We start from the raw sequence: 24,901 nt of genomic DNA, 5'->3' as shown, positions 1-24,901 counted from the left end.
CCTCAAGTGCCCCCATTGTGCGACTTGAGTGTGGTCATGTCAAGTTTCTAGAGTCGAGGATGGGGTGACGTGCTTCCCTTTATCGCCCGGACGGCACGAAGCGCCCACCCTCGGCCCGCGTCAGTAGGCCGCCCACGAACTCCCCCATTCCTTCGGCGGTGATGGGCTGCCCCGCGAGCATCCCCGACCCACGCACCGGCCCCTCCCAGTAGGCGACCGAGGTGTTGCGCGAGAGGAGTTCCTGCTCGTCGCGCACGGGTTCCAGGGTCAGGGTGAGGTCCGGCGCGGTGACCTGCCACGTCAGCACGTAATCGCGCCCGCTGGGGCTGCGCCAGGTGCGGCCCGGCGTCATCGTGACCCCCGGCACCTCCCGCGCCACTCCTGCCGCGTCCACCCGCGAGGCGGCGACCTGCACCACCTGGCCCGCCGCATTCCGCACCCGGTAGAGCATCAGGTCCGAGCCGTCCGAGAGGTGCAGCCCGAACCAGTCCCAGCGGGCCTGGGCGCCGGGCTGTTGGTCGCCCCACTGGTGGTCGAGCCACGCCCGCCCGGTCGCCGTCCGCGCCCCGGCCCCCGGCACCAGCACCGTCCCCGCCACGTCCAGCCGGGTGATGCTCTGGTAGTACAGCCGCCCGACCTCCGGCGTGCCCGAGTACCCCGGCGGATGCACCACCGGCCCCTTGCGCGGTGTGAGCGTGAGGTTCAGCGGCCCGGCCCGCAGGGTATAAGCGGCCCCCTCCTGCCGCAGCCGCCACTCGCCCTGCTCGACCCGCAGGGGCGGAAAGCCGAAGCGGGCCTGCTGCGCCCCGTTCTCGTAGAAGTTGAGCTGCCCGGTCCGCAGGTCGGTCACCGCCACGTGCCCGGCGTGGTACGGAATGCCCCGGTAGTTCACCTTGAACTGCGCCCAGTGAAAGGCCAGCCCCGACTCCGGCAGGTAGCCCGAGACGTACCACCATTCCATCGGTGCATTCTTCGCGCCGAGGTCGGTGGGTTCGGGCAACCGCGCTGGGTCAAAAGCCTGCGGGGCAGGCAGGCACGCCGAGAGGAGGGCCGGGAGCAAGGCCGCCGCGCCGAGGTGGGAGAGTCGCATGGTTGACCCTACCCGTCCCCAGGCGGCGTAGACGTACGAAGGGCCATGAACCGGGTGCAATGAATGGGGCCGCCCCCCGGATGGGAAGGCGGCCCCTCAACCCGAACCCTACTCGTCGCCCAGATAAGCCTTGCGCACCGTCTCGTCGCGGGCGAGTTCGGCCGCCGCGCGGCTGAGGCGAATCTCGCCCGTCTGGAGGACGTAGCCGTGGTGGGCGATCCCCAGCGCCATGCTCGCGTTCTGCTCGACGAGCAGGATGGTGGTGCCGCGCTCGCGGTTGAGCATCTGCACAATGTCGAAGATCGCTTCCACGAACAGGGGCGACAGCCCCATGCTGGGTTCGTCCAGCAGCAGCAGTTTGGGGTTGACCATCAGGGCGCGGGCAATCGCCAGCATCTGCTGCTCGCCGCCCGACATGGTCCCGCCGAGCTGGTTCTCGCGCTCCTTCAGGCGCGGAAACAGCGCGAAGCCTTCCTGAATGCGCTGCTCGATCAGCCCCCGGTCGGTGACCGAGTAGGCGCCCACCTCCAGATTCTCGCGCACCGTGAGCTGCGGAAAGATGCGGCGGCCTTCCGGGACGTGGCTCATGCCCCGGCCCAGCAGGGTGTGGGCGGGCACGCCGGTCACGTCCTGCCCGGCGTAGATCACCTGCCCGGCCCGCGCCTTCATCATCCCGCTGACCGTCCGCAGGGTGGTCGTCTTGCCCGCCCCGTTGCCGCCGATCAGGGCAACGATCTCGCCCTCCTTCACGGTCATGTCCAGCCCCTTGAGGGCGTGAATCTGGCCGTAGTAGGTGTGCACCCCGCGCAGCTCCAGCAGCGGAGCCGCGCCCGTCTCGCCCGCGGTCGTCGCTGCGGTCATCTGGCCTCCTTGCCGTAGTCCCCGGCCGCCGCGCCGCGCCCCAGGTAGGCTTCCATCACGGCGGGGTCGTTGCGAACCTGATGGGGCAGGCCCTCGCTGATCTTGGTGCCGTAGTCCAGCACCGTGATGTTCTCGGACAGGGTCATCACCAGCCGCATGTCGTGTTCGATCAGCACCACCGTCACGCCGAGGTCGTCGCGGATGGCGCGGATCAGGGCCTTGAGGTCCTCGGTCTCGCGCGGGTTCATGCCCGCCGCCGGTTCGTCCAGCAGGATCAGCTTCGGCGTGGTCGCCAGGGCGCGGGCGATCTCCAGCTTGCGCTGGTCGCCGTAGGGGAGGTTCGTCGCCAGTTCACCCCGCCACCGCCCCAGCCCCACGAAGTCGAGCATGATCCGCGCCGTCTCGCGGGCTTCGCGCTCGGCGTCGTGAAAGCCGCGCGTGTGCAGCACAGCGTCCAGAAAGCTGGCCTTCAGGCGGCTGTGCCGCCCCACCATGATGTTTTCCTCGGCGGTCATGGAGGAAAACAGGCGGATGTTCTGGAAGGTGCGGGCGATCCCGGCCGCCGCCACCTGATCGGGCCGCAGCCCCACGAGGTCGCGCCCGGCCAGCCGGATGGTGCCCCGGTCGGGCGCGTAGATGCCGGTAATCAGGTTGAAGAAGGTCGTCTTGCCCGCTCCGTTCGGCCCGATCACCGAGATGATCCCGCCCTGCGGCACGCCGAAGGTCACGTCGTTGACGGCCGTCAGCCCACCGAAGGTCTTGGTGAGGTGTTGCACGTCGAGAATGAGGGGCGTACTCCCCTGGTAGGCCGTCACTTGGACCCTCCTGCGGGTTCGTCTTCCCGGCGCGTTTCCAGACCGGGGCTGTACACGTCGCCCCCGCCGCTCGTGAGGGCCGGGCCGGTGCCCTTGGCGCTGTCGTCTTCCTGATTGTCCTCGTGGTGCAGCTCCAGCGTGCGGCGGCGGCTGGGCAGCAGGCCTTCCGGGCGCAGCAGCATCATGGCGACCAGAATCGCCCCGAAAATCAGGCGCTGGAGTTGCCCCGGATTGGCCTGCTGCGGAATCCAGCTCAGGCCCGCCGTCGCCTCGCCCAGGCCAGGCAGGATGCGGAGGTTGAGCAGCGTCACCACCGCCGCTCCCAGAATCACGCCGGGGAACGATCCCATGCCGCCCAGAATCACCATGCTCAGCACGCCGATGGACTGGAACAGGTTGAAGCTCTCGGGAGAAACGAAGGTCTGCTTGGCCGCGAAGATCATGCCCATCACGCCCGCAAAGGAGGCCCCCGTCGCAAAGGCGATCAGCTTGGTCTGCACCAGCGGCACGCCCATCGCCTGCGCCGCGACCTCGTCGTCACGGATGGCGATCCAGGCCCGGCCGATGCGCGAGCGGTCGAGCCGCACGTTCACGATCAGGATCAGCGCCACCATCAGCAGCGAGAGCGCATACAGGAACAGCAGGCCGTACTGGTCCTCCGCGAAGCCCAGCCGCGCGGCCAGCGTGTCGAACCAGCCCACCGACGCGCTCTTGATGGGCGTGATGCCCTGCGATCCCGCCGAGTACAGGTCGAGGTTGTTCGCCAGCACCCGGATGACCTCGCCCAGCCCCAGCGTGATGATGGCGAGGTAATCGCCCTTGAGCCGCAGCACGGGCAGGCCGATCAGCACGCCCACGATGGCGGCCGCCAGGATGCTCAGCGCGAGGAACAGCCAGAAGAAATTCGGATCGATGCCGGTCGCCAGCCCCTCGGCCCGGAAGGCGTTGAGGACCAGCAGGGCGCGGGCGGTCAGGATCAGGCCCGCGACCAGCCCCAGGCTCGCCAGCCCGAAGCTCCACGACGAGGCGCGGGTGGGGGGCACCCGGCGGTGGTGCCGGTTGATCGCCACCATGCTCGCCGCCGTGACCGCCGTCAGGAACAGGCCCAATGCCAGGGTTCCGGCGTTCGTCGCGCCGGGGTTCTCACCGTAGTAGCGCAGGATCTCTGCAAAGCGGGGACTCGCAAAGATGCCCCAGGTGTAGGCCCCCACCGCGAAAAAGGCCACGTACCCCAGGTCCAGCAGGCCCGCGAGGCCCACCACGATGTTCAATCCCAGGGCGAGCGCCGCGAAGATCATGATCTGGATGCTCAGGTCGAGCAGCGAGGTGTCCTCCTGCCCGGCCCACGGCAGGATCAGCAGCAGGCTCCCCAGCCCGACCAGCGCCTTGGCCCACGGCGCGGCCCGCCACAGGTACGCGAACAGCACGTTCGCCAGGAAGAGCGACACGACGATCGCTTCCACGATGGGGTTTTGCAGCAGCGTCCCCAGGCTCCCCAGGGTGCCCAGCAGGTCCCGGTTGTGCGAGACGAGCAGCAGCGCACTCGTCACCAGAAAAATCAGGAGCAGCAGCCCAGTGCGGTCGGGGGTGACCCGCCGGGGCGAGACGGAATGTACCGCCGTCATACCTTCTCCACGTTGCTCTTGCCGAGCAGGCCGGTCGGCTTGAAGATCAGGATCAGCACCAGCACGATAAAGGCCCCGATCCGCTGGTAGGAGGCGTCAATCGCCTCGAGGTTGGCGATGCCCAGCAGCCCGCCGAAGATGTTCGTCACGCCGATCAGGTTCTGAATCACGCCCAGCGTCAGCCCGCCCAGCACCGCGCCGGGAATCGAACCGATGCCGCCCAGCACGGCCGCCGTGAAGGCGATGATGCCGGGATCGAAGCCCGAGTAGGCGTTCACGGTGCCGAATTTCATGCCGAACAGCACGCCGCTGATGCCGCCCAGCGCCCCGCCGATCAGGAAGGTCGCGCTGATCATGCGGTTCGAGTCGATGCCCATCAGCCCGGCGGTCACGCGGTCCTGCGCCACCGCGCGAATCGCCTTGCCCAGCCGGGTGCGGTTGACGAGGTAGTTCAGCACGCCCAGGCTCAGCAGCGAGACCGCGATCAGGATCACGTCCTTGAGCTGCAGGTCCAGGCCAATGGTCCGTAGGGTATTGCCCAGGGCCACGCAGCTGCTGCCCTCGCCGCAGAACTTGCCGGAAAAGCCTTCGGGCAGCGTATAGGTCAGGTCGAAGCGGCCCTGGAAGCCCTCGATGAGCCGCAGCACGTCTTGCAAGATCAGCGACACGCCGATGGCCGTGATCAGCGGCACCAGCTTGGGCGCGTTCCGCAGGGGCCGGTAGGCCAGGCGCTCGATCAGCACGTTGAGCGTTCCCGAGATCAGCATCGCCGCCAGCAGCGCGATCAGCAGCTTGAGGTAGCCGTTCATGGGGCTGGGGGTCAGCACCCGGAAGACCTCGAAGCCCACGACCGCGCCCGTCACGAAGACCTCCGAGTGGGCAAAGTTGATCAGTTGCAGCACGCCGTACACCATGGTGTAGCCCAGCGCGATGATCGCGTACACGAAGCCCAGCACGAGGCCGCCCGCGATCACGTTCACGAGAAATGGCAGCAGGGTGGCGAGATCCAAGGTCCTACTCCTTTCGGGAAAAAGGGTGCCCCGGTCGGGGCGGGGAAGAGGGGAAAACGAATACCGGAGCCCGCGAAGGAGCCACCCGCACGTTAGCGCGTCAGATCACATTTGAAGCCGGGCCACAGGAAGGGGGCTGGGCCTCCGTCGCCCAGCCCCCAGTGCAGGGAGTCCCTGTGCTTGCCGGGTATTACTGGCGGGCGGGTCGGACAGGCAGGCGGGCCGAGAGACGGTACTTGCCCCCTTGCACGTTCATCACGTAGAGGGTGGCACTCTTGCGGTCCCCCACGCTGTTGAACGAAACGTTGCCCGAGAGCAGCCCGGTGAAGTTGCCCTTGCGGATCGCCGACTCGACCTGTGTGCGGCTGGGCACCTTGTTGCCGTTGGCCTTGTGCGCGGCCAGGATGCCCTGCAGCACGACCTTGGCGGCGTCATACCCGAAGGCTGCGAAGCCCTGGGCCTGATCCTTGAAGGTCTTCTGGAAGTTGGCGGCGAAGGTCTTGGCCGCCGGAAGGGCGTCGATGGGTGCGGCCACGGTCGTGAAGTAGATGTTGGTCGCGCCCTTGCCCGCGATGGTGGCGAGTTCGGAGCTGTCCATGCCGTCGCCGCCCATGACCGGGGTGGTGATTCCGGCTTCCCGGAGCTGCTTGATAAAGACGCCGATCTGGTTGTAGATGCCGCCGAAGTAGACCGCGTCGGGCCGCTGGAGGCGAATCTTGGCCACGATGGAGGAGAAGTCACTCTTCTCCTCGGTGCCCTCGTTGCCCACGACCTGCACGCCCTTGGCCTTGAGTGCCTTTTCCACTTCCTTGGTCAGGCCCTCGCCGTAGGCGGTCTTGTCGTTGATCAGGTAGACCTTCTTGGCCTTGAGGTTGTCGGCCAGAAAGTTCGCGCCCGCCGGACCCTGCGCGTCGTCACGGGCGACGATGCGGTTCATGTTGCTGAGCCCCCGGTCGGTCACGTTGTTCGCGGTGTTCGCCGGGCTGACCATCGCCACGCGGCTGGACACCAGCGCCTGGCTGCTGGGAATCGCCACGCCCGAGTTCAGGGTGCCCACGACCGCGAGGATCGAGCGGTCGGCGGCGATCTTGCGGGCCTGCGCGGTGCCGGTCGCGGGGTCGGCCTGGTCGTCGTAGGCGGTGAGCTGGAGGTTCATTCCCAGCTTCTGGAACTGCGCCTTGTATTCGTTCACGGCGAGCTGGGCGCCGTTGCGAATCTGGGTGCCGAGGTCGCTCTGACCACCCGAGAGCGGCGAGAGCGTGGCGATCTTGACGGTGGTCTGGGCGCTGGCGCTCCCCAGGGCGAGTGCGGCCAACACGGACAGGCTCAGGGCGGTGCTCTTCATGCTTCCTCCAGGGGTATTCGCGCTTTAGGGGCGCCGTTGTCGGGTGGCCTGATTGTAGGGACACCTAAAGGGGAAGTCAACGCGGCGCTCATCTCGCCAGCGGCAAAAAAGGGGAAGCAATAAAGGGATGATTCTGTCCCGATTGCGCGGATAGGCCTGTTCAAGCAACCGAGTTTCCTGTCCCGCCTTTTTGACCCACCTGTGACCCATGCGTGAGGGCGCTTGGTCTCCTCTGCGGGCGGTAGACAGCGGCAGATGGCCCCGATATCCGTGGAACGCTCCGAACACAGGTCAGATCAGCTCCAGATAGCGCTCCAGTTCCCAGGCGTGGACCGCCGCGTTGTACTCGGCCCACTCGGCGCGTTTGGCCGTGACGTAGCGGTCCATGACATGCTCGCCCAGGGCAGCCCCCAGCACCTCGTCGCGCTCCAGTTCGCCCACGGCCTCACGCAGGTCGCCCGGCAGGTCGCGGACCCGGTGGTGCCTTTTTTCGCGCACGGTCATGCGGAAGATGTTGCGGGCGATGGCGGGAGGTGGCTCCAGCCCGCGTTCGATGCCGTCGAGTCCTGCGGCCAGCATCACGGCCAGGGCGAGGTAGGGGTTGCAACTGGGGTCGGGCATCCGCACCTCGGCGCGGGTGGACGCGCCGCGCTTGGCGGGGATGCGGATCAGCGCCGAGCGGTTGCCCGTGCTCCAGGCCACGTTGACCGGGGCCTCGAAGCCGGGGACCAGCCGCTTGTAGGAGTTGACCAGCGGATTGGTAATCGCCGCCATGCCCTCCGCATGCTCCAGCAGCCCCGCGATGAACTGCCGGGCGGTGAGCGAGAGCCCGTCTTCAGCCCCCGCATCCGCGAAGGCGTTCTCGCCGCCGCGCATCAGGCTGAGGTGGCAGTGCATCCCCGAGCCGCTGACCCCCGCGATGGGCTTGGGCAGAAAGCTCGCCAGCAGCCCGTGCTCCAGCGCCACCCGCTTGACCACGAACTTGAAGGTGGCGAGGCGGTCGGCGGCCTCCAGCGCGGGCGCGTAGCGGAAGTCGATCTCGTGCTGCCCCGGCGCGACCTCGTGATGAGCGGCCTCGATCTCGAAGCCCATCCCGACGAGGTGCTGGGTGATCTCCCGCCGGATGCGCTCGCCCCGGTCCACGGGCGCGAGGTCGAAGTAGCCTGCCCGGTCGTGCGTCACCGTGCCCTGCCGCGCCCCGCTGCCGGGCGCCGGGCGCTCGAAGAGGAAGAACTCGGGTTCGGTGCCCACCAGCATCTCGAACCCCAACGCGGCGGCCCGCTCGACCTGCCGCCGCAGCACCCGCCGGGGATCGCCCTCAAAGGGTGTGCTGTCCGGCAGCGTCACGTCGCAGATCAGCCGGGCGACCCGGCCTCCCTCGCGGTCCTCGTCCGAGAAGGGGGGGTAGATCAGGAAGGTGGAGAGGTCCGGCGAGAGCAACATGTCGCTCTCCTCGACGCGGGTGAAGCCCTCGACCGCGCTCCCGTCGAAGGTCACGTCGCCGCGCAGGGCCTTCTCGAACTGCGAGCGCGGCACCTCCACATTCTTCGTCGCGCCGAGGATATCGGTGAATTGCAGCCGCAGAAACTCGACCCCCTCGTCGTTCAGGCGGTCGAGCAGGTGGCGGGCAGCGGCGGACAGGGCAGGGGTCATGAACAGGGGGCCTCCGGGAGTCACGATAAGGGGTGGTGGGGAGATGTTCCAGACCTGATCAAGTTTTGGAGACCGATCTGCATGCGCCGTGCCGGATGGAAGCGGAATTTGGGACTATCTATGCAATCTGTTCGCCAGAAGTTGACCAGCCTGCACCCTCGCCCCCATACTCCGGTCATTCGCAGGCGGCGCCGCTTCCTGGCCCACCTGACCCCAGGAGGAAACCATGAACCACGACTTTGACGTGCTCACCGCTGCCCGCAGTTGGCGGGTCGAACGGGCCGAGGTGCCCACCCCCGCCGAGGTCGTCAGCGAGCTGTTCGCCCGCGACGTGCTGACGCTGGAAGAACTCAAGGCCCGGCTCTCCAAGCCCGCCTACAAGAGCCTGCGGGCGACCGTGGAGCGCGGGGAGCGGCTCGACCCCGGCATCGCGGACACGGTCGCGCTCGCCATGAAGACGTGGGCGATGGAGCGCGGCGCGACCCACTACACCCACTGGTTCCAGCCGCTCACCGGCTCGACTGCCGAGAAGCACGACGCCTTCGTCTCGCCCAACGGGGACGGCCTCGCGATCGCGGCCTTCAGCGGCAAGGAACTGATCCAGGCCGAACCCGACGCCTCCTCCTTTCCCTCGGGCGGCCTGCGGGCCACCTTCGAGGCGCGGGGCTACACCGCCTGGGACCCCTCCAGCCCGGCTTTCATCATCCGGCACAGCAACGGGGCGACCCTGTGCATCCCGACCGCCTTCGCCTCGTGGACCGGGGAGGCGCTCGACCTCAAGACGCCGCTGCTGCGTTCGGCCGAGGCGCTGAACAAGGCCGTCGCGCCCGCCCTGCACCTCTTCGGCGCGTCCGAGGGCACGCGGGTGGTCAGCACGGTGGGCGCCGAGCAGGAATACTTCCTGGTGGCCGAGGAGTACTACTTCCGCCGCCCCGACCTCGTGATGACCGGGCGGACCCTCTTCGGGGCGCGTCCGCCGCGCGGGCAGGAACTCGAAGACCACTACTTCGGCGCGATTCCCGACCGGGTGCTGAGCTTCATGACCGACGCCGAGTTGCAACTGTACGCCCTGGGCATCCCGGTCAAGACCCGCCACAACGAGGTCGCGCCGGGCCAGTTCGAGATCGCGCCCATCTTCGAGCCCAGCAACGTGGCCGCCGACCACCAGCAACTGCTGATGCAGGTGCTGAGCAACACCGCCCGCAAGTACGGTCTGGTCTGCCTGATGCACGAGAAGCCCTTCGCGGGCGTGAACGGCTCGGGCAAGCACTGCAACTGGAGCATGAGCACCGACGCGGGCGAGAATCTGCTGGAACCCGGCGACACCCCCCACGAAAACCTCCAGTTCCTGTTCTTCTGCACGGCGGTCCTCAAGGCCGTGGACGAGCATCAGGACCTGCTGCGCATCTCGGTCGCGGGCGCGAGCAACGACCACCGCCTCGGCGCGAACGAGGCGCCGCCCGCCATTCTCTCGATCTTCCTGGGCAGCGAACTCACCGACATCCTCGACCGCATCGAATCCGGTGAGGGCGGGCGCGGGCCGGAAGCCGGGCTGCTGGGCCTGGGGTCCAGCGTGCTGCCGCCCATCCCCCGCCACGCCGGGGACCGCAACCGCACCAGTCCTTTCGCCTTTACCGGCAACAAGTTCGAGTTCCGGGCGGTGGGGTCCTCGCAGAGCATCTCCTTCCCGGTGACGGTGCTGAACACCATCGTCGCGGACGCGGTCCAGACCCTCACCGCCGAGTTGCAGGCCCGCCTGACGCGCGGGCTGGAACTCGACGAGGCGGTGGGCGAACTCGTGCGCGAGACGTACACGGCCCACAAGCGTATCGTCTTCAACGGGGACGGCTACTCGGGGGAGTGGCACCGCGAGGCCAAGGAGGAACGCGGCCTGCTGAACCTGCGGACCAGCGTGGACGCCATCGAGCACCTGAGTGACGAGAAGAACGTGCGCCTGTTCGAGGGCTTCGGCGTGCTTACCGAGCGCGAACTCGCGGCGCGGCAGGAAATCCTCTTCGACATCTACTTCAAGACGGTGAACATCGAGGGCGAGACGACCGAATCGGTGGCGCAGACGATGATTTTGCCCGCCGCCGTGGCGTACCTGGGCGACCTCGCGCGGGCGGGGGGCAGCCGGGCCGTGCGCGAGATCACCGCCGAGGTGGAAGCCGCCGCCGACGAGCTGTACGACGCCCTGGGCACCCTGCGCGAGCAGAACCGGGCGCTGGGCGGCGACACCGTGCATGAAAAGGCCCACCACATGCGCGACCAGATTCTCCCCGCGATGGCTGGGGTGCGGCAGGCCGCCGACCGCCTGGAAAAGCTGGTCGCCGACGCGCACTGGCCCCTGCCCACCTACCGGCAGATGCTGTTCGTGAAGTAATCGCCGTCTCCTGGCCCACAGCAAGAAGGCCCTGGCTTCGGCTGGGGCTTTTGGCTTGCTCCTCGCTGACGGCGGGTGGCCGACTGCTCTACACTTCCCCCGTGCTGAACCTGCGCCGCAAGCCCGTCGTCACGCCCTCCGATCTTGGCGAGGGGCTGGCGGCCCTGGGGTTGTCCGGCTCGCAGCATGTGATCGTGCACGCCAGCCTGCGCTCGTTCGGGCAACTGGAGGGCGGGGCGAAGGCTGTGGTGGACGCGCTGGCGGAACGGACCGCGACGGTGGTGGCCCCGGCCTTTACCTACGGCACGCTGCTGCGGCACGCGACCTCGCCCGTGCATCAGCGCTTTCACCGTGATCTGCGCGTCAGCCGTGACATCGGCCGGGTGCCGCAGGAACTCGTGGACCGCGCGGACGCCGTGCGCTCCTTTCACCCCACCCTGTCCTTTATCGCGCTGGGGCAGGCGGCCGAGCAGATCACAGGAGTGCAGACGCTGGACAGTCCCTACCAGCCCATCGGGGCGCTGTACGACCTGGACGGCTTCGCGTTGATGATGGGCGTGGACTTCGGCAGCAACACCAGCGTCCATTACGGCGAGCACGTGGCGGGGATGCCGCTGCTCACCCGTTACGTGCCCGTGGGCGGCGAGGTGCGCCCCACCGCCTTTCCCAACTGCTCGGCGGCCTTCGGGCGGGTCAAGCCCCACGTCGCGGGCCAGAGCGTGACCGTGGGGAATGCGACCCTGGAGCTGTACCGGGTGCGCGACCTCGTGGACGCCACCGTCCGGCTGGTCACCGCTAATCCCGAGGCGCTGCTGTGCGACTACTCCTCGTGCCGCTGTCAGGAGGTCCGCCGCCTTGTCCGCGAGCGCGGCCTGACCCCCCGCCCGCACGGGGCCGCATGACCCGGCCGCTGTACTACGACGACCCCACCCAGCTCAGCTTCGCGGCCACGGTGACGGCGGTGGAGGAGGGGCGCGTCGCCCTGGACGCCACCGCCTTCTACCCCGAGGGCGGCGGCCAGAATGCCGATGCGGGGATGCTGCGCTGGGAGGGCGGCGAGGCCCGCGTCACTGACACCCAGAAGGACAAGGTGAGCGGGTTGATCTGGCACACGCTGGAGGGTGACCCGCCCCCCGTGGGCACGCCCGTCGTGGGCGAGGTGGACCCTGCCCGCCGCTGGCGGCAGATGGCCCGCCACAGCGGGGAACATCTGCTCGCGCAGGCGTTCTTCCGGATCAATCCGGCCTTCCGCGTCGCCGCCGTGGGGATGCGCGGCCCCGACTGCACCCTCGACCTCGAAGGCTTCCCGACCGAGGCCGACGCGCGGGCGGCCGAGAGGCTGCTGCGGGAGACGCTCGCCCGCCACGACCTGACCCTGGAGACGCGCGTGGTCCCCGAGGCCGAGTTGCCGAACTACCCCCTCCGGCGCCCCCCCCAGGTGCGCGGGCAGGTGCGGCTGGTGATCTTCCGGGACGAGACCGGGGTGCCCTTCGACGTGAGCGCTTGCGGTGGCGTCCACGTTCCCCGCGCGGGGATGACCGCGCCCGTGGTCGTCCTGCGAACCGAGCGCATCCGCTCCGGCCTGACGCGAGTGGTCTTCCGGGCGGGGGAGGAGGCGGCCGAGTTCCTGGCCGCGACCTACCACGACGCGCGGGCGCTCGCGCAGGGCTTCAGCGTGGGCGTGCCCGACCTGCCCGCGCGGGTGGCGGCCCTGGGCCACGAGCGGGACGCGCTGAAGGCGGAAGCGGCGGCCCTGCGAACCCGGCTCGCCGCCGCGCTGGTCACCGCTGCCCCGGTGGGGGAGGTGGCGGGGGTGCCGCTGCGAGCCCTGACCCTGGACGACCCCGCTCTCCTCCCCGACGTGCTGGCCGCGACCCCACCCGGCGAGGTGTGCGCTGCCGTGACCCCTTCCGGGCGTTGCGGAATCGGCAGCGGGCAGGCAGAGGTTCCCGCCGGGACGCTGCTGACTGGGGTGTTGAAGACGACCGGGGGCCGGGGCGGTGGGCGGCCCGATCTCGCGCAGGGGCAGACGACCGACCCCTCTGCCTTCCTGAAGGCTGTGCAAAAGCATTTGCAGGCTCGGACGGTCCCGTTCCCCTGACGCCCCCCGGTGCCGGGCGGAGCGGTGGCCTTCCCGGTTTCCCCGGAACCCCGCCTTACCTGCCCCTGACCGTTCCCCGTTATCCTGAGAGGCGCATGAAGAAGAATCTGATGCTGGTGGGTGCGGCGCTCAGCCTGAGCAGTTGCTCCCTGATCCTGGGTCCCTCGCAGACGGACGTCACCGTCATCGGCGTGAATGACTTTCACGGCAATCTGCTGCCCACTTCCTTCCGCATTCCCGACCCCGCCGACCGCACGAAGACCCAGACCATCCAGGCGGGCGGCGTCGAGGCCATCGGCGGCGTGCTCGCCGAGGTCCGCAAGGCCAATCCCAACACCGTCTTCGTGGGTGTGGGCGACATGACGGGCGCGAGCCCCCTGATCAGCGGGCTGCTGCGCGACGAGCCCACCATCAAGGCGCTGACCGGGCTCGGCATGCAGGTCAACGTGCTGGGCAACCACGAGTTCGACTATGGCCTCGCGGAACTTCAGCGCTTCCAGAAGGGCGGCTGCGCGAGCAACGACCCCACCCGCGCCTGCAAGTTCGAGAACACCTTCGCGGGGGCGGGCTTTACCTACATCGCCGCCAACGTGGTGGACGAGAAGACCGGGCAGCGCGTCTTCCCGGCCTACAAGCTGGTGAAGGTCGGCCCGGCGCGAGTGGCCTTTGTGGGAGCGGTGCTGGAGGACACGCCCACCGTCGTGACCCCCTCGGGTGTGGCGGGGCTGCGCTTCGAGGACGAGGCGCGTGCCATCAACGCGGTGATTCCCCAGATCAGGGCCGCGGGCGCCGACGCCATCGTCGCCCTGGTTCATCAGGGGGGCACGGCGGGCGAGGCGTTCGACATCGTGGACTGCAAGACACTCAGCGGTCCCATCGTGGAGATCGCCCGGACGCTCGATCCCGCCATCAGCGCGGTCATGACCGGGCACACCCACCGGGGTTACAACTGCCGGGTGCCCGGCCCCGACGGTCGGGAGCGCGTCGTGATTCAGGGGGACGCCCTGGGCCACCTGCTCCAGCGCCTCGATCTGAAGATCGACACCCGCGCCAACCGCGTGCTGGACGTGCGGGCGAGCAACGTCGTGGTGAATGCCGCGACTGCCCCCAAGGACCCGGCCATGACCGCCATCGTGCAAAAGGCTAAGGCCATCACCGACCCCGTGGCCGCGCAGGTCGTCGCCACCCTGGGCGCAGAGCAGATCACCCGGACCGCGAATGCGGCGGGCGAGAGCGCCTTAGGCGACGTCATCGCCGACGCGCAACTCGCGGCCACCCGCGCCCCCGAAAAGGGCGGGGCCGTGATCGCTTTCATGAATCCCGGCGGCATCCGCGCCGACCTGCCGGTCAGGGCCAACCCCTCGCGCACCGTGACCTACGGCGACGTGTTCGCGGTGCAGCCCTTCGGCAACACCCTGACTGTGATCACGCTGACGGGCGCTCAGATCAAGGCGGTGCTGGAGCAGCAGTTCGACAACCCCAGCGCCGGGGCCAACCGCATCCTGCAGGTCAGCCAGGGCTTCGCCTACACCTGGGACGCCAGCAAGCCCAAGGACAGCAAGGTCGTGAGCATCACCCTCAACGGCGTGGCCCTCGACCCCGCCGCGAGCTACCGGGTCACCATCAACAACTTCCTGGCCGACGGCGGCGACAACTTCACCGTTTTCACCCAGGGCACCAACCGCACGGGCGGCGACGTGGACCTCGACGCCTTCCAGAACTACCTCAAGGCGAACACGGTCACGCCGGGACCGCTGAACCGCATCACCCGCCTGAACTGAAGCCGGGCGGACATCCGGGGGAGAGGCGCGTAAGCCTCTCCCCGCTACTTTTGCAGCAACCCCGTGAGCTGCCGCCGCAGCGCGTCCAGCACGGGCGCACTTTTCAGGCAGGCCGCCAGCGTCCGCGCCGCGTGGTGCTCGCTGCCCGTCATGCCGCCTTCGAGGTGGGCAAACACGGCCGGGTGTAGCCGCCCGCGCACGAAGAGGGCGTCTTCGAGCAGATCGTCGACCGGGAGCCGGGCACGAATCTCGCCGTCCGGGGTCGCCGTCTCCACCACTGCCCGCCCGCGCCCATCCGGCACGAGGTGCGCGTGCAGGGGCCGCCCGGCGTGGCGCGAGACCTGCTCGATGGTGGGGATCAGGGCACCCACCAGATTGGTCGCCAGGCTCAGCCCCAGCAGGTGTGCCCGCCCCACGTCGGCCTCGCCCCCGCCCAGCACCTGCGCCAGCCGCCGGGAGAGTCGTTCGCCCTCGGCGTGCAGCAGAGCCTGCGCCTCATCTCCGGTCACCCCTCCACCCTAGCGCGGTAGGCTGCCCCCATGACAGCCGAGGCAGCGGGCTTTCTGGGTCCTATGGAGGACCTCGTGCGGCAGGTCACCCTGACCCTCGCCACCGGGGTGGAGGCGGTCTCGGCCGTCATCGTGGGCTACGCGGTGCTGGAGGCCGTGTGGCACCTCCTGGCCCGGCGCATGGGCCGGGGCCAGAGCATGGAGGGCCTGCGCCTGCGCCTGGGGCACTGGCTCGCGCTGGTCCTCGAATTGCTGCTCGCCGCCGACATTCTCAAGACGGCGGTGGCCCCCACCTGGGACGACATCGGCAAACTGGCTGCCATCGCAGGCATCCGCACGGCCCTGAACTACTTCCTCGACCGTGAGGTGCGCGAGGAACAGCGCGTTCAGGCCGAGCGCAGGGCTTCGGGTCAGGCCCTTCCGCACGAGGGCGGCTGACCCCACCCCCGGCCCCGCTTCGGATAAGCTCGGCAGGTATGAACGTTCTCGGTCAGGTCACCGTCCTTCCGGAGCTGCCGCCCGCCCTCGCCCGGCTCTCCGACCTCGCCTACAACCTCTACTGGTCGTGGACCCCACACGCGCAGGCGCTGTACCACGACCTCGATCCTGCATTGTGGGAGCGCTTCCAGCACAATCCGGTGCGGCTGCTGCTGGAAATTCCTCAGACGCGGCTGGACGAGGCGGCCGCCGACCCCGCCTACCTGGCGCGTTACCGCGCCGTGATCGCGGACTTTGACGCTTATCTCGGCAAGACCGACACCTGGGCCAGCCGCCACGCGCCGGGGATGTCGCCCGTCGCCTACTTCAGCATGGAGTACGGCTTCCACGAGTCGCTGCCCATCTACTCCGGAGGCCTCGGGGTGCTGGCCGGGGACCACTGCAAGAGTGCTTCCGACCTGGGGCTGCCCTTCACGGCAGTGGGGATGCTCTTCCACCAGGGTTACTTCCGGCAGATGCTCAACCGCGACGGCTGGCAGGAGGAAGGCTACGACGAGCTGGACCTGACCACCCTGCCCCTCCGCCCGGCCCGCACCCCGGCAGGCGAGGAGGCCCGCGTGTCCGTGCAGATCGCCGGGCGCGACATCCACGTGCGCGTCTGGGAACTCCTGATCGGGCGCATCCGCGTGCTGCTGCTGGACACCAACGTCCCCGAGAACTCCGCCGAGGACCGCAAGCTTACCGCCCGCCTCTACGGTGGCAACCAGGAGCTGCGCTTCCAGCAGTACGTGCTGCTGGGGGTCGCGGGCATCCGGGCGCTGCGGGCGCTGGAGGTTCCGGCGCAGGTGTACCACATGAACGAGGGCCACGCCGCCCTGCTGGGGCTGGAACGCGTCCGCGAACTCGTCGGCGCCGGGCTGGACTTCCGCACCGCGACCGAGGCGGTCGCCGCCTCCACCCTGTTCACCACCCACACGCCCGTCCCGGCGGGCAACGACGCCTTTGCCTACGACCTCGTGGACCGCTACCTCGGCGGGTGGCCCGAGCTGCTGGGCACCTCGCGCGACGACCTGTACGCGCTGGCCCGCCACGACCAGCACTGGGACGGCCACTGGGTGCCCACCTTCTCCATGACGGTGTTCGCCCTCGCCATGAGCCGCGCGGCCAACGGCGTCTCCGAGCTGCACGGCGAGGTCAGCCGCGACATGTGGAAGTTCCTGTATCCCGGTGCCGAAGCGTCCGAGGTGCCCATCGGCCACGTCACCAACGGGGCGCACAACCTCACCTTCACCTCGCAGCCCATGCGCGACCTGCTCTCGACCGTGCTGCCGCAGGACTGGACCGAGCGCCTGGAGGACGAGGCGATGTGGGAGGCGGTCGAGCAACTCACCGACACGCAACTCAGTGACGTGCAGCGTGACATGAAGCGCGAGATGGTCGCCTTCGTGCGGGCGCGGGTGCGCGAGCAGGGGCTGCGCAACGGGGCTTCGGCCGCCGACCTCGCCGCCACCGACGAGCTGCTCTCGGAAAACGCACTCACCATCGGCTTCGCCCGCCGCTTCGCCACCTACAAGCGGGCCACGCTGCTGTTCCGCGACCGCGAGCGCCTCGCCCGGATCGTGAACGACCCCGAGCGGCCCGTGCAGTTCGTCTTCGCGGGCAAGGCGCACCCCGCCGACAACCCCGGCAAGGCCTTTATCCAGGAGATCTACCGGATGTCGCAGCAGCCCGAGTTCCGGGGCCGTGTAGTGATTCTGGAAAACTACGACATGAACGTCGCCCGCCATCTGGTGCAGGGGGTGGACATCTGGCTGAACAACCCCCGCCGCCCGCTGGAAGCGTCGGGCACCAGCGGCATGAAGGCCAGCTTCAACGGGTCGCCCAACTTCTCCATCCTCGACGGGTGGTGGCGCGAGGGTTACGACGGCACCAACGGCTGGCCCATCGGCGAGGAGCGCGAATACGCCGACCTGAACGTGCAGGACGAGGCCGACGCCCACAGCCTCTACCAGACGCTGGAACGCGAGATCGTCCCGAGCTACTACGGCGACCGGGCGGGCTGGGCGAGGACGGTGCGCCGGGCGATCCGGACCGTCTCCCCACGCTTCTCGATGCAGCGGCAGGTCATCGACTACGTGCGCCAGTACTACGTGCCCCTGAGCGAGCGCGGCGCGGCCCTCTCCGCCGGAAACGCGGCCCGCGCCCGCCAGATCGCGGAATGGAAGGCCTGGGTGCACGGGCAGTGGCCCCACACCAGCCTCAGCGCGAGTGCCGACCTGCCCGCCACCGCCCGCCCCGGCCAGACGGTGGAGGTCCGGGCGCAGGTGAATCCGGCGGGCATCCGCCCCGAGGACCTGCGGGTGGAGGCGGTCCTCAAGCGCGGCGACGACGTGACCCGCTTCCCGCTGGAGCGCCAGGGCGACGGCGAATACCGCGCCGCCGTGCCCCTGCCCGGCAGCGGCCTCTACACCGTGGGCGTGCGGATGGTCCCGGTGATCGAGGGGCTGAGCAACGAGTTGGAGGCGGGGCTGATCCGCTGGGCGTGAGCCGTCTAACGTCTAAACAGGGGAGGTTGGGGCGTCATGCCCTGGCCTCCCCTTCGTCCGTCCGGCCCCTACAATGCCCCCCGTGCGCCTGCCTGCCCTGCCGCCCATCCCCTCGTTGCTTGTCGCCATGGTGAGCATTCAGGGAGGGGCGGCCTTCGCCAAGTCGCTCTTTCCCACACTGGGGGCGGCGGGCACCACTGGGCTGCGCGTCGCACTGGCGGCGGGGATTCTGGGCTTGGTCTTCCGTCCCCGCCTGCGCGAGCTGCCCTGGGCCGCGTGGCGGGCGATCCTGCCCTACGGCGCGGCGCTGGGCCTGATGAACCTCACCTTCTACCTCTCGCTGACGCGGCTGCCGCTGGGCCTGGCCGTCACGCTGGAGTTCGTGGGGCCGCTGGTGCTGTCGCTGGTCCTCTCGCGCCGGGTGCAGGACCTGGGGTGGGTGGCGCTGGCCGCGCTGGGCATCGTTTTGATCGCGCCGCGCGGTGGGGCGGGGGAGGGCCTAGACCCCATGGGCGTGGCGCTGGCGCTGACGGCCGGGGCCTTCTGGGCGCTATATATCCTGGCCGGGGGTGCGGTAGGGCGGCGGGTGCCCGGCGTGACGGGGGTGGTCGCGGGGATGACGGTGGCCGCTGCGGTCACCCTGCCCTTCGGCATTGTGCAGGCGGGCACCGGCTTGCTGGCCCCCAGCGCCCTCCTCGCGGGGCTGGCGGTCGCCGTCCTCTCCAGCGCCCTGCCCTACAGCCTGGAGATGGCGGCCCTCCGCGCCCTTCCCGCCCGCGTCTTCGGCGTGCTGATGAGCCTGGAGCCCGCCATCGCCGCGCTGAGTGGCCTCCTGTTCCTGGGCGAGCGCCTCACGCTGGGGCAGTGGCTGGCGATGGGCTGCGTGATCGCGGCAAGTGTGGGGATCACACTCAGTGGAACGCAGAAGGTGGCCGTGCCGGAGCCGGTGAACTGACAGTGCCGCCAAGAAAAAGCCCCAGCCGAGGCCGGGGCTTTTCTCGTAGGGGACGTAGGGGAATGTTTACCCGTGGTCCGGCATGCTCGCCGTCACCGCCGGGTCCACCCCGTCCTCGAACCGCTTGAAGTTTTCGCGGAACATTCCGGCCAGCTTGCGGGCGGTGCGGTCGTAGGCGTCCTGGTCGGCCCACGCCTGACGGGGGTTCAGCACCTCGGCGGGCACGCCGGGGACTTCGGTGGGAATTTCCAGGTCGAAGAACGGCTCGCGCTCGAAGGCCACGCTGTCCAGCTCGCCGTTCAGCGCCGCGTTGATCAGGGCGCGGGTGTGCCGGATGCTCATGCGCTGGCCCACCCCATACTGCCCGCCGCTCCAGCCGGTGTTGACCAGCCACACGCGCACGCCGTGCTGCTGCACCTTCTCGGCGAGCAGCTTGGCGTACTCGCCGGGGTGGCGGGGCATAAAGGGCGCACCGAAGCAGGTCGAGAAGGTGGGCTGCGGCTCGGTCACGCCCTGCTCGGTGCCGGGAATCTTGGCGGTAAAGCCGCTGATGAACTGGTACATCGTCTGCTCGGGGCTCAGGCGGCTGATGGGCGGCAGCACCCCGTAGGCATCGGCGGTCAGGAAGACCACGTTGCGCGGGTGCCCGGCCATGCCCTCTTCCACGATGTTCCCGATCTGGGTGATGGGGTAGGCCGAACGGGTGTTCTCAGTGAGGCTCCCGTCGTCGAGGTTCGGGGTGCCGCCCTCGTCCAGCACCACGTTCTCCAGCACTGTCCCGTAGGTCCGGGTGGTCTGGTAGATGGCGGGCTCGGCTTCCGCGTTCAGGTTGATCACCTTCGCGTAGCAGCCGCCCTCGAAGTTGAAGATGCCCCTATCCGACCAGCCATGCTCGTCGTCCCCGATCAGCTTGCGGCTGGGGTCGGCCGAGAGGGTGGTCTTGCCCGTGCCGCTCAGCCCGAAGAAGAGGGCCACGTCGCCCCCCTCGCCCACATTCGCCGAGCAATGCATCGGCATCACGCCGCGTCCCGGCAGCAGGAAGTTCATCACCCCGAAGATGCCCTTCTTGTTCTCGCCCGCGTACTGGGTGCCGCCCACCAGAATCATCTGCCGGGTGAAGTTCACCAAGATGAAGGTGTCGCTGCGCACGCCGTCTGCGGCAGGGTCGGCCTTGAAGGAGGGCAGGTTCAGGATGGTCCACTGCGCCTCGAACCCCTCACGCTCCTGGGCCGTAGGCCGCACGAACATGTTCTGCACGAACAGCGAGTGGTAGGCCATCTCGGTCACGGCCCGCACGGGCAGGCGGTATTCGGGATCGGTCCCGGCGAACACGTCCTGCACGAACAGCTCGCGGCCCTCGGCGTGCACGGTCATCTTCGCCAGCAGGCGGTCGAAGACCTCCGGGGTGGTCGGCACGTTGAAGCCGCCCCACCACACGGCGTCCCGCGTGAGGTCGTCTTCCACGATGAAGCGGTCTTTCGGGCTGCGGCCAGTCTTGTTGGTGCGGACGGTCAGCGGGCCGGTGGCGGCCTGCACGCCCTCGCCGAGGCGGATAGCGGCGGCGTACAACTCATCCACACCGGGGTTGTGGTGCACGGTGGCATTGCGGATGCCGAGGGCTTGCAGCAGGGGGGGCTGGGTCAGGCTCATGGGGTCCTCCGGGAATTCGAACAGCAGGAATGTGACGTTGTAACGAAGTTATCCTGCCGCATGAAGCGGTTCCATACCAAACCCGCCGCTGTCACATGCCCGGAAACAGCAGTCCTTCTCGCTTTCAGTCCAGCCAAGGGGGACGGACAGCGGGGGAATTGTAAAAACCCCACCCGCCGAGCAGATGGGGTCAGCGGGAACTGAGGTCAGCGCGTCTGGCCGCTCGCGCCGCCAAGCTGAACGGGTCGCCCGGAGCTGTCCACAAGCTGCACGCTCTGGAACACGCCCGGCACCCGAACCAGGGTCCAGGGACTCGTGAGCGCCTGGGTGGTGATGGCCCCCGGCCCCGGTGCCCGAATCTCGACTGTGAGGGTCAGGCTGCCGCCCTGCACGCTGGCCCCGGTCACCCGGATGCCGTAGCCCCCGGTGGGCCGCTGTCCCAGGAACACACCAACCACCGTTTCCCCAGCTCGGAGCGCCGGAACGCCGGGGGCGCCGGTCTGGTTGCCGTAGGCGACCCGGTACAGGGCATTCAGGGCGCTCTGCGAGGTGGCGACCTGGACGGCGGGGCTGGTCTGGGCGGCGTTGGTGCCGCTGGCAAGTTCCGTAACGGTCACGCGGCCTCCGGCGGTGGGGGGTGTTGTCGGGGTGCCCGGCTGAGCGGCCAGGGTCGGCACGCCAGACTGGATGTAGAGCGCCGTGCGGCGGTACTCGGCCGGGGTCGGTTCCACCGTCAGTCGGGGGTCGGGCACCTCGGTCTCCGGCAGCACCGTCACCGCGAGCGGCCCCTGTCCGGTCAGCGCCCGCGAGAGCACGTCGGCCTCGGCGTCGGTGAGTTCACCCGCGCCGCGCAGCCCGCTCACCGGCAGGGCGGTGAGGCTGGCCCCGGACGCCCCATTCAGCCGCGACCACGTGCGTCCATCGGTAAAGTACACCGTGCCCCGTGCCTCGTTGACGGGGACTGAGAAGCGCCCCAGCGTGTCCCGCGTGACGGTCAGCTTGGCCGTCACGGTCGAGGTCGGAAGGCGGTAGGTCGCCGCCCCATTCACGCTGAGGGTCCCCGGCAGCGCGAGCGGATCGCTGATCTGGGCTCGTAGGTCAAGGGCCGTGCCATTCACCTTGACACTGCCCCGGCCGCCCTCCAGGGCGCCATACACCCACACGATCCGCTCCTGGGTGCCGCCGTACAGCGACACCTCGTGCACCCGCAGCGAGCCGGGTCCGGTCATCGTGCAGCCCGCCAGCAGGCCCGCTCCCAGCAGGGCGGCGCCCATCATCGTCTTCTTCATGACTTTCAGCTTAGGGGCCGCGTCTGACCGAGGACTGAAGGCCGCCTTGACCAAGTCCCCACCCGCCCGTTCTACGGTTTCCGTCCAATCCGTTCTCAAACCGGGAGAGCGCCGATTTGAGAACTCCTTTCCCGGCAACCGTTTTTTCCTGCTCGCTCTGCTTCGCAGCTTTACAAGTCCGCTCGGATTGAACAGTGTACGCCGTTTAGGGCTTGAGTCAGGTGGTCTCGGGCAGTGCGGGGACGAGAAAAAATGGAGACGGTATGGGTAGATACCGTCTCCACCACAGTTTAGGTCGGCGGACTGTCATTCGTCAGCTTCACCGCTGGGCCAAACGGCATTTCAGCGACCACAAGCGATTCAAACACCAGAAGCTCAGCGATGCGCTGTTGGTGGCATTGCTGCTCAGCCGTCTCGTCTTCAAGCATCCGTTTCCGTCGATTTGGTGGCAGATACTGAGGGAAGATCGGAGCGGTCTTCCCTCGTACACCCAGGCTTACACCCGTGGCCTCCGTCTCCTGGAGCGCCTCGAAGCCATCGTCAGCCCTCCCAAATGGTGCGGAGAGGTCATCATCGACTCCATGCCACTGCCCGTCTGCCGACCCAAACGAGGGAAACGCTGCGCGTTTCCTGGCGCTCGGTGGGGCTTTGGGACGCAGGGCGACGTGTACGGCTACAAGCTCCACGCCTGGGTGACGCCGGAGGGTGAAATCGTTCAGTACCTGCTGAAACCCGCCAACCTTCACGACACCACGGTCAGCTACGAGCTGAACCGCAGATGGCCGGAGTTCGGCGGGCCAAAGATCATCGGTGATAAGGGCTACTGCTGCCTGGGATACGTGTTCCCACCCAAGAAAAACTCCCGGTACGACACCGGGTGGCGGGAAGACCGCCACCCGAAGTTACGCAAGCGCATTGAAACCGTCTTCTCCCAATTGGTGGAGGCCCAAATCCGCTCCGTTCAGACGAAGACGCTCGCCTCCCTTCGCTTCCGTGTCGTCCTAGCCGTCCTCGCGCACAACCTTGCTCAGCCCTAAACGGCGTAGTGTTTGTAACTGTTCAATCGGAATTCGTATCAGCCGTGGGAGAGCAGTTCGCGGGCGTGCGAGAGGGCAACTTCCGAGGTGTTCCCGCTGAGCATCCGGGCGATCTCCTCCAGCCGCTCGTCTTCGGTGAGGAGGCGGACGTGGCTCACCGTGCGCCCACCCTCCACCCGTTTTTCCACCTTGTAATGGTGGTCGGCGCGGGCCGCGATCTGCGCGAGGTGGGTCACCACCAGCACCTGCCGTCCCCCCGCCAGCCCCGCGAGCTGCCCTGCCACCGCCAGCGCGGCCGCCCCACCGATCCCGGCGTCCACCTCATCGAAGACCACCGTGGGCGTGTCGGCCCCCAGCACGGTGGAGATGGCGAGCATCACCCGCGACAGCTCACCGCCCGAGGCCACGTCCGCGAGCGGGCCGAGGTCCTCGCCGGGGTTGGCGGTGAAATAGAGGGCCACGTCGCTCAGCCCCGACGGGCCGGGCGCGGCCAGCGGCGAGAGGCGGAACTCCAGCCGGGCATGCGGCATCCCCAGCTCGCGGATCACCGCCACCAGCCGGGCGGCGAGCGGCCCCGCCACTTTCCCCCGCGCTTGGTCTAGCGCTTTGCCCTCGCGGACGGCCTGCGCGTGCAGCCGCTCCACCTCCGCCTCCAGACTCCCCGCGTCCTGCTCGTCGCGGGTCAGGCGGTTCAGGTCAGCCTCCGCCTCGGCGTGAAAGGCCAGCACGTCTTCCAGGGTGGGGCCGTACTTGGCCCGCAGCTTGCCCAGCGCGGAGAGGCGGCCCTCCACCCGTGCGAGTTCCTCGGGGTCGGGGGCGCTGTCCTCGGCCACTCCACGCAGCTCGCCCACGACCGCCTGCACGGCGTCGAGCGCCTCGCGCAGGTCACGCTGAAGCTGGGCACTCGTCTCGTCGTACTTCGCGCCCGCGTTCAGCGCCTTGACCGCTTCGGCGATCAGCCCGGCAGCCGTCGTCTCGCCCTCCGAGAGCAGTTCCAGCGCTCCCGCCGCTCCCTGCGCGATGGTCTCGAGGTTCGACAGCCGGGTGAGTTCGGCGGTCAGCGGCTCCTCCTCGCCGGGTTGGGGCGACACCTCCGCGATCTCGCGCACCTGAAAGGCCAGCAGGTCGAGCTGCCGCGCCCGCTCGCGCTCGCCCGCCCGCAGCGCCTCCAATCGGGCGCGGGCCTCGGTCCAGGCGCGGTACGCCCCCGTGTAGGCCGCCGCCTCGCCGGGCACCTGGCGGTCGAGCAGCGCCCGCTGCCGCGCCGGGCTGAGCAGCGTCACCGCGCTGTGCTGCCAGTGAATCGTGAGCCGCCCTCCCGACCATTCCCCCAGCTCGCGCACGCTGACCGGTTCGCCGTCCAGCCGGGCGGTGCCGCGCCCCCCGGTGGTCACCCGGCGGCTGGCGCTGAACTCGTCGCCGCCCTCGTCCCAGAACCCCGACACCAGCAGGCTCTCCTCGCCCGTGCGAATCAGGTCCGCATTCGCGCGGGTGCCCAGCAGCAGCCCCAGCGCGTCCACGATAATGCTCTTGCCCGCGCCCGTCTCGCCGGTAAAGGCCGAAAAGCCGGGGCGCAGCTCCAGCGAGAGGTCGCGGATGGTGGCGAGGTGCCGCACCTCCAGGCGGCGGAGCAGCGGCAGGGCAGGGGGGGAAACCGACGCCTCCCGCGCGGCGGGCACGGGGGCAACCTGGGGGGTGCGGGCCTTGCGGGTCACGCCCCCGAGTCTAGAGCGTGGGGCCGGGGGCAGAGTGGGGCCTGATTGCCCAAGCGGGGGGCCGAACATGAAACCCGCGTTACGTTCGCCCCACACTC

At 69.0% G+C, this 24,901-nt stretch carries 19 protein-coding genes; 8 read left to right on the top strand and 11 right to left on the bottom strand.

What is annotated here, in order from left to right; all coding sequences use genetic code 11:
* Nucleotides 1-79: 79 nt before the first annotated feature.
* From C3K08_RS06915 to glnA, 7 genes are all read right to left on the bottom strand, one after another.
* Entirely contained in the window at nucleotides 80-1,090 is a 1,011-nt protein-coding gene (locus C3K08_RS06915; protein WP_104990640.1) for a lipocalin family protein, read from the bottom strand.
* Between the two features lie 108 nt (nucleotides 1,091-1,198).
* The gene (locus C3K08_RS06910) at nucleotides 1,199-1,951 is read right to left on the bottom strand and encodes an ABC transporter ATP-binding protein (RefSeq protein WP_104990639.1); all 753 of its coding nucleotides are present in this window, start codon (nucleotides 1,949-1,951) and stop codon (nucleotides 1,199-1,201) included.
* The gene (locus C3K08_RS06905) at nucleotides 1,948-2,766 is read right to left on the bottom strand and encodes an ABC transporter ATP-binding protein (protein WP_104990638.1); all 819 of its coding nucleotides are present in this window, start codon (nucleotides 2,764-2,766) and stop codon (nucleotides 1,948-1,950) included. The genes C3K08_RS06910 and C3K08_RS06905 overlap by 4 nt, the downstream gene beginning before the upstream one ends.
* Entirely contained in the window at nucleotides 2,763-4,391 is a 1,629-nt protein-coding gene (locus C3K08_RS06900) for a branched-chain amino acid ABC transporter permease (protein ID WP_104990637.1), read from the bottom strand. The genes C3K08_RS06905 and C3K08_RS06900 overlap by 4 nt, the downstream gene beginning before the upstream one ends.
* Nucleotides 4,388-5,401 carry a branched-chain amino acid ABC transporter permease gene (locus C3K08_RS06895; RefSeq protein ID WP_104990636.1) on the bottom strand — a complete coding sequence of 338 codons (1,014 nt, stop codon included), beginning with the start codon at nucleotides 5,399-5,401 and terminating at the stop codon, nucleotides 4,388-4,390. Before C3K08_RS06895 ends, C3K08_RS06900 begins: the two co-directional genes overlap by 4 nt.
* Before the next feature lie 190 nt (nucleotides 5,402-5,591).
* The gene (locus C3K08_RS06890) at nucleotides 5,592-6,746 is read right to left on the bottom strand and encodes a branched-chain amino acid ABC transporter substrate-binding protein (protein WP_104990635.1); all 1,155 of its coding nucleotides are present in this window, start codon (nucleotides 6,744-6,746) and stop codon (nucleotides 5,592-5,594) included.
* A gap of 291 nt (nucleotides 6,747-7,037) precedes the next feature.
* Nucleotides 7,038-8,399 carry a type I glutamate--ammonia ligase gene (gene glnA, locus C3K08_RS06885; RefSeq protein ID WP_104990634.1) on the bottom strand — a complete coding sequence of 454 codons (1,362 nt, stop codon included), beginning with the start codon at nucleotides 8,397-8,399 and terminating at the stop codon, nucleotides 7,038-7,040.
* A gap of 226 nt (nucleotides 8,400-8,625) precedes the next feature.
* Here glnA and C3K08_RS06880 point away from each other — a divergent pair, with 226 nt between their 5' ends.
* The 4 genes from C3K08_RS06880 (at nucleotide 8,626) to C3K08_RS06865 (ending at nucleotide 14,664) form a co-directional block, all read left to right on the top strand.
* Nucleotides 8,626-10,782 (top strand): glutamine synthetase III, encoded by a 2,157-nt coding sequence (locus C3K08_RS06880; protein WP_104990633.1) that lies wholly within the window; start codon nucleotides 8,626-8,628, stop codon nucleotides 10,780-10,782.
* 101 nt (nucleotides 10,783-10,883) lie between these two features.
* Nucleotides 10,884-11,684 carry an AAC(3) family N-acetyltransferase gene (locus tag C3K08_RS06875; protein ID WP_104990632.1) on the top strand — a complete coding sequence of 267 codons (801 nt, stop codon included), beginning with the start codon at nucleotides 10,884-10,886 and terminating at the stop codon, nucleotides 11,682-11,684.
* Nucleotides 11,681-12,883, top strand: coding sequence for an alanyl-tRNA editing protein (locus C3K08_RS06870; RefSeq protein WP_104990631.1), 1,203 nt, complete (start codon nucleotides 11,681-11,683; stop codon nucleotides 12,881-12,883). The genes C3K08_RS06875 and C3K08_RS06870 overlap by 4 nt, the downstream gene beginning before the upstream one ends.
* A gap of 95 nt (nucleotides 12,884-12,978) precedes the next feature.
* A complete protein-coding gene (locus tag C3K08_RS06865) occupies nucleotides 12,979-14,664 on the top strand; it encodes a bifunctional UDP-sugar hydrolase/5'-nucleotidase (protein ID WP_104990630.1) in 1,686 nt (561 codons plus the stop codon).
* Nucleotides 14,665-14,708: 44 nt separating this feature from the next.
* Here the strand turns inward: C3K08_RS06865 and C3K08_RS06860 are convergent, their stop codons facing one another.
* Nucleotides 14,709-15,173 (bottom strand): hypothetical protein, encoded by a 465-nt coding sequence (locus C3K08_RS06860; RefSeq protein ID WP_104990629.1) that lies wholly within the window; start codon nucleotides 15,171-15,173, stop codon nucleotides 14,709-14,711.
* A 30-nt stretch (nucleotides 15,174-15,203) separates the two neighbouring features.
* On the opposite strand from C3K08_RS06860, the gene C3K08_RS06855 reads away from it, so the two are divergent.
* The 3 genes from C3K08_RS06855 (at nucleotide 15,204) to C3K08_RS06845 (ending at nucleotide 19,112) form a co-directional block, all read left to right on the top strand.
* Nucleotides 15,204-15,611 carry a DUF1622 domain-containing protein gene (locus C3K08_RS06855; RefSeq protein WP_234009206.1) on the top strand — a complete coding sequence of 136 codons (408 nt, stop codon included), beginning with the start codon at nucleotides 15,204-15,206 and terminating at the stop codon, nucleotides 15,609-15,611.
* A gap of 38 nt (nucleotides 15,612-15,649) precedes the next feature.
* Entirely contained in the window at nucleotides 15,650-18,157 is a 2,508-nt protein-coding gene (locus tag C3K08_RS06850; RefSeq protein ID WP_104990628.1) for a glycosyltransferase family 1 protein, read from the top strand.
* Nucleotides 18,158-18,230: 73 nt separating this feature from the next.
* The gene (locus C3K08_RS06845; RefSeq protein ID WP_199777012.1) at nucleotides 18,231-19,112 is read left to right on the top strand and encodes a DMT family transporter; all 882 of its coding nucleotides are present in this window, start codon (nucleotides 18,231-18,233) and stop codon (nucleotides 19,110-19,112) included.
* A gap of 66 nt (nucleotides 19,113-19,178) precedes the next feature.
* Here C3K08_RS06845 and pckA read toward each other — a convergent pair whose 3' ends face one another.
* Both pckA and C3K08_RS06835 read right to left on the bottom strand, forming a co-directional pair.
* Complete coding sequence (gene pckA / locus C3K08_RS06840) at nucleotides 19,179-20,762, bottom strand: phosphoenolpyruvate carboxykinase (ATP) (protein WP_104990627.1); 1,584 nt, start codon at nucleotides 20,760-20,762, stop codon at nucleotides 19,179-19,181.
* Between the two features lie 206 nt (nucleotides 20,763-20,968).
* Nucleotides 20,969-22,051, bottom strand: a complete 1,083-nt coding sequence (locus C3K08_RS06835; RefSeq protein WP_104990626.1) for a protease complex subunit PrcB family protein — start codon at nucleotides 22,049-22,051, stop codon at nucleotides 20,969-20,971.
* A gap of 263 nt (nucleotides 22,052-22,314) precedes the next feature.
* On the opposite strand from C3K08_RS06835, the gene C3K08_RS06830 reads away from it, so the two are divergent.
* Nucleotides 22,315-23,088 (top strand): IS982 family transposase, encoded by a 774-nt coding sequence (locus C3K08_RS06830; RefSeq protein WP_104990625.1) that lies wholly within the window; start codon nucleotides 22,315-22,317, stop codon nucleotides 23,086-23,088.
* 38 nt (nucleotides 23,089-23,126) lie between these two features.
* Here C3K08_RS06830 and recN read toward each other — a convergent pair whose 3' ends face one another.
* The gene (recN, locus tag C3K08_RS06825) at nucleotides 23,127-24,803 is read right to left on the bottom strand and encodes a DNA repair protein RecN (protein WP_104990624.1); all 1,677 of its coding nucleotides are present in this window, start codon (nucleotides 24,801-24,803) and stop codon (nucleotides 23,127-23,129) included.
* Between the last annotated feature and the right edge of the window lie 98 nt (nucleotides 24,804-24,901).

It is taken from the genome of Deinococcus sp. NW-56, assembly GCF_002953415.1.
GTDB lineage: Bacteria > Deinococcota > Deinococci > Deinococcales > Deinococcaceae > Deinococcus.
The sequence above is the reverse complement of the archived record's forward strand: the minus strand, read 5'-3'. Positions and strand labels throughout refer to the sequence as shown.

Coding starts and splice junctions, on each gene's coding strand:
- C3K08_RS06915 (WP_104990640.1), bottom strand. CDS start 1,090: ATGCGACTCTCCCACCTCGGCGCGGCGGCCTTGCTCCCGGCCCTCCTC.
- C3K08_RS06910 (WP_104990639.1), bottom strand. CDS start 1,951: ATGACCGCAGCGACGACCGCGGGCGAGACGGGCGCGGCTCCGCTGCTG.
- C3K08_RS06900 (WP_104990637.1), bottom strand. CDS start 4,391: ATGACGGCGGTACATTCCGTCTCGCCCCGGCGGGTCACCCCCGACCGC.
- C3K08_RS06890 (WP_104990635.1), bottom strand. CDS start 6,746: ATGAAGAGCACCGCCCTGAGCCTGTCCGTGTTGGCCGCACTCGCCCTG.
- glnA (WP_104990634.1), bottom strand. CDS start 8,399: ATGACCCCTGCCCTGTCCGCCGCTGCCCGCCACCTGCTCGACCGCCTG.
- C3K08_RS06880 (WP_104990633.1), top strand. CDS start 8,626: ATGAACCACGACTTTGACGTGCTCACCGCTGCCCGCAGTTGGCGGGTC.
- C3K08_RS06870 (WP_104990631.1), top strand. CDS start 11,681: ATGACCCGGCCGCTGTACTACGACGACCCCACCCAGCTCAGCTTCGCG.
- C3K08_RS06865 (WP_104990630.1), top strand. CDS start 12,979: ATGAAGAAGAATCTGATGCTGGTGGGTGCGGCGCTCAGCCTGAGCAGT.
- C3K08_RS06855 (WP_234009206.1), top strand. CDS start 15,204: ATGACAGCCGAGGCAGCGGGCTTTCTGGGTCCTATGGAGGACCTCGTG.
- C3K08_RS06850 (WP_104990628.1), top strand. CDS start 15,650: ATGAACGTTCTCGGTCAGGTCACCGTCCTTCCGGAGCTGCCGCCCGCC.
- C3K08_RS06845 (WP_199777012.1), top strand. CDS start 18,231: ATGCCCCCCGTGCGCCTGCCTGCCCTGCCGCCCATCCCCTCGTTGCTT.
- pckA (WP_104990627.1), bottom strand. CDS start 20,762: ATGAGCCTGACCCAGCCCCCCCTGCTGCAAGCCCTCGGCATCCGCAAT.
- C3K08_RS06835 (WP_104990626.1), bottom strand. CDS start 22,051: ATGAAGAAGACGATGATGGGCGCCGCCCTGCTGGGAGCGGGCCTGCTG.
- C3K08_RS06830 (WP_104990625.1), top strand. CDS start 22,315: ATGGGTAGATACCGTCTCCACCACAGTTTAGGTCGGCGGACTGTCATT.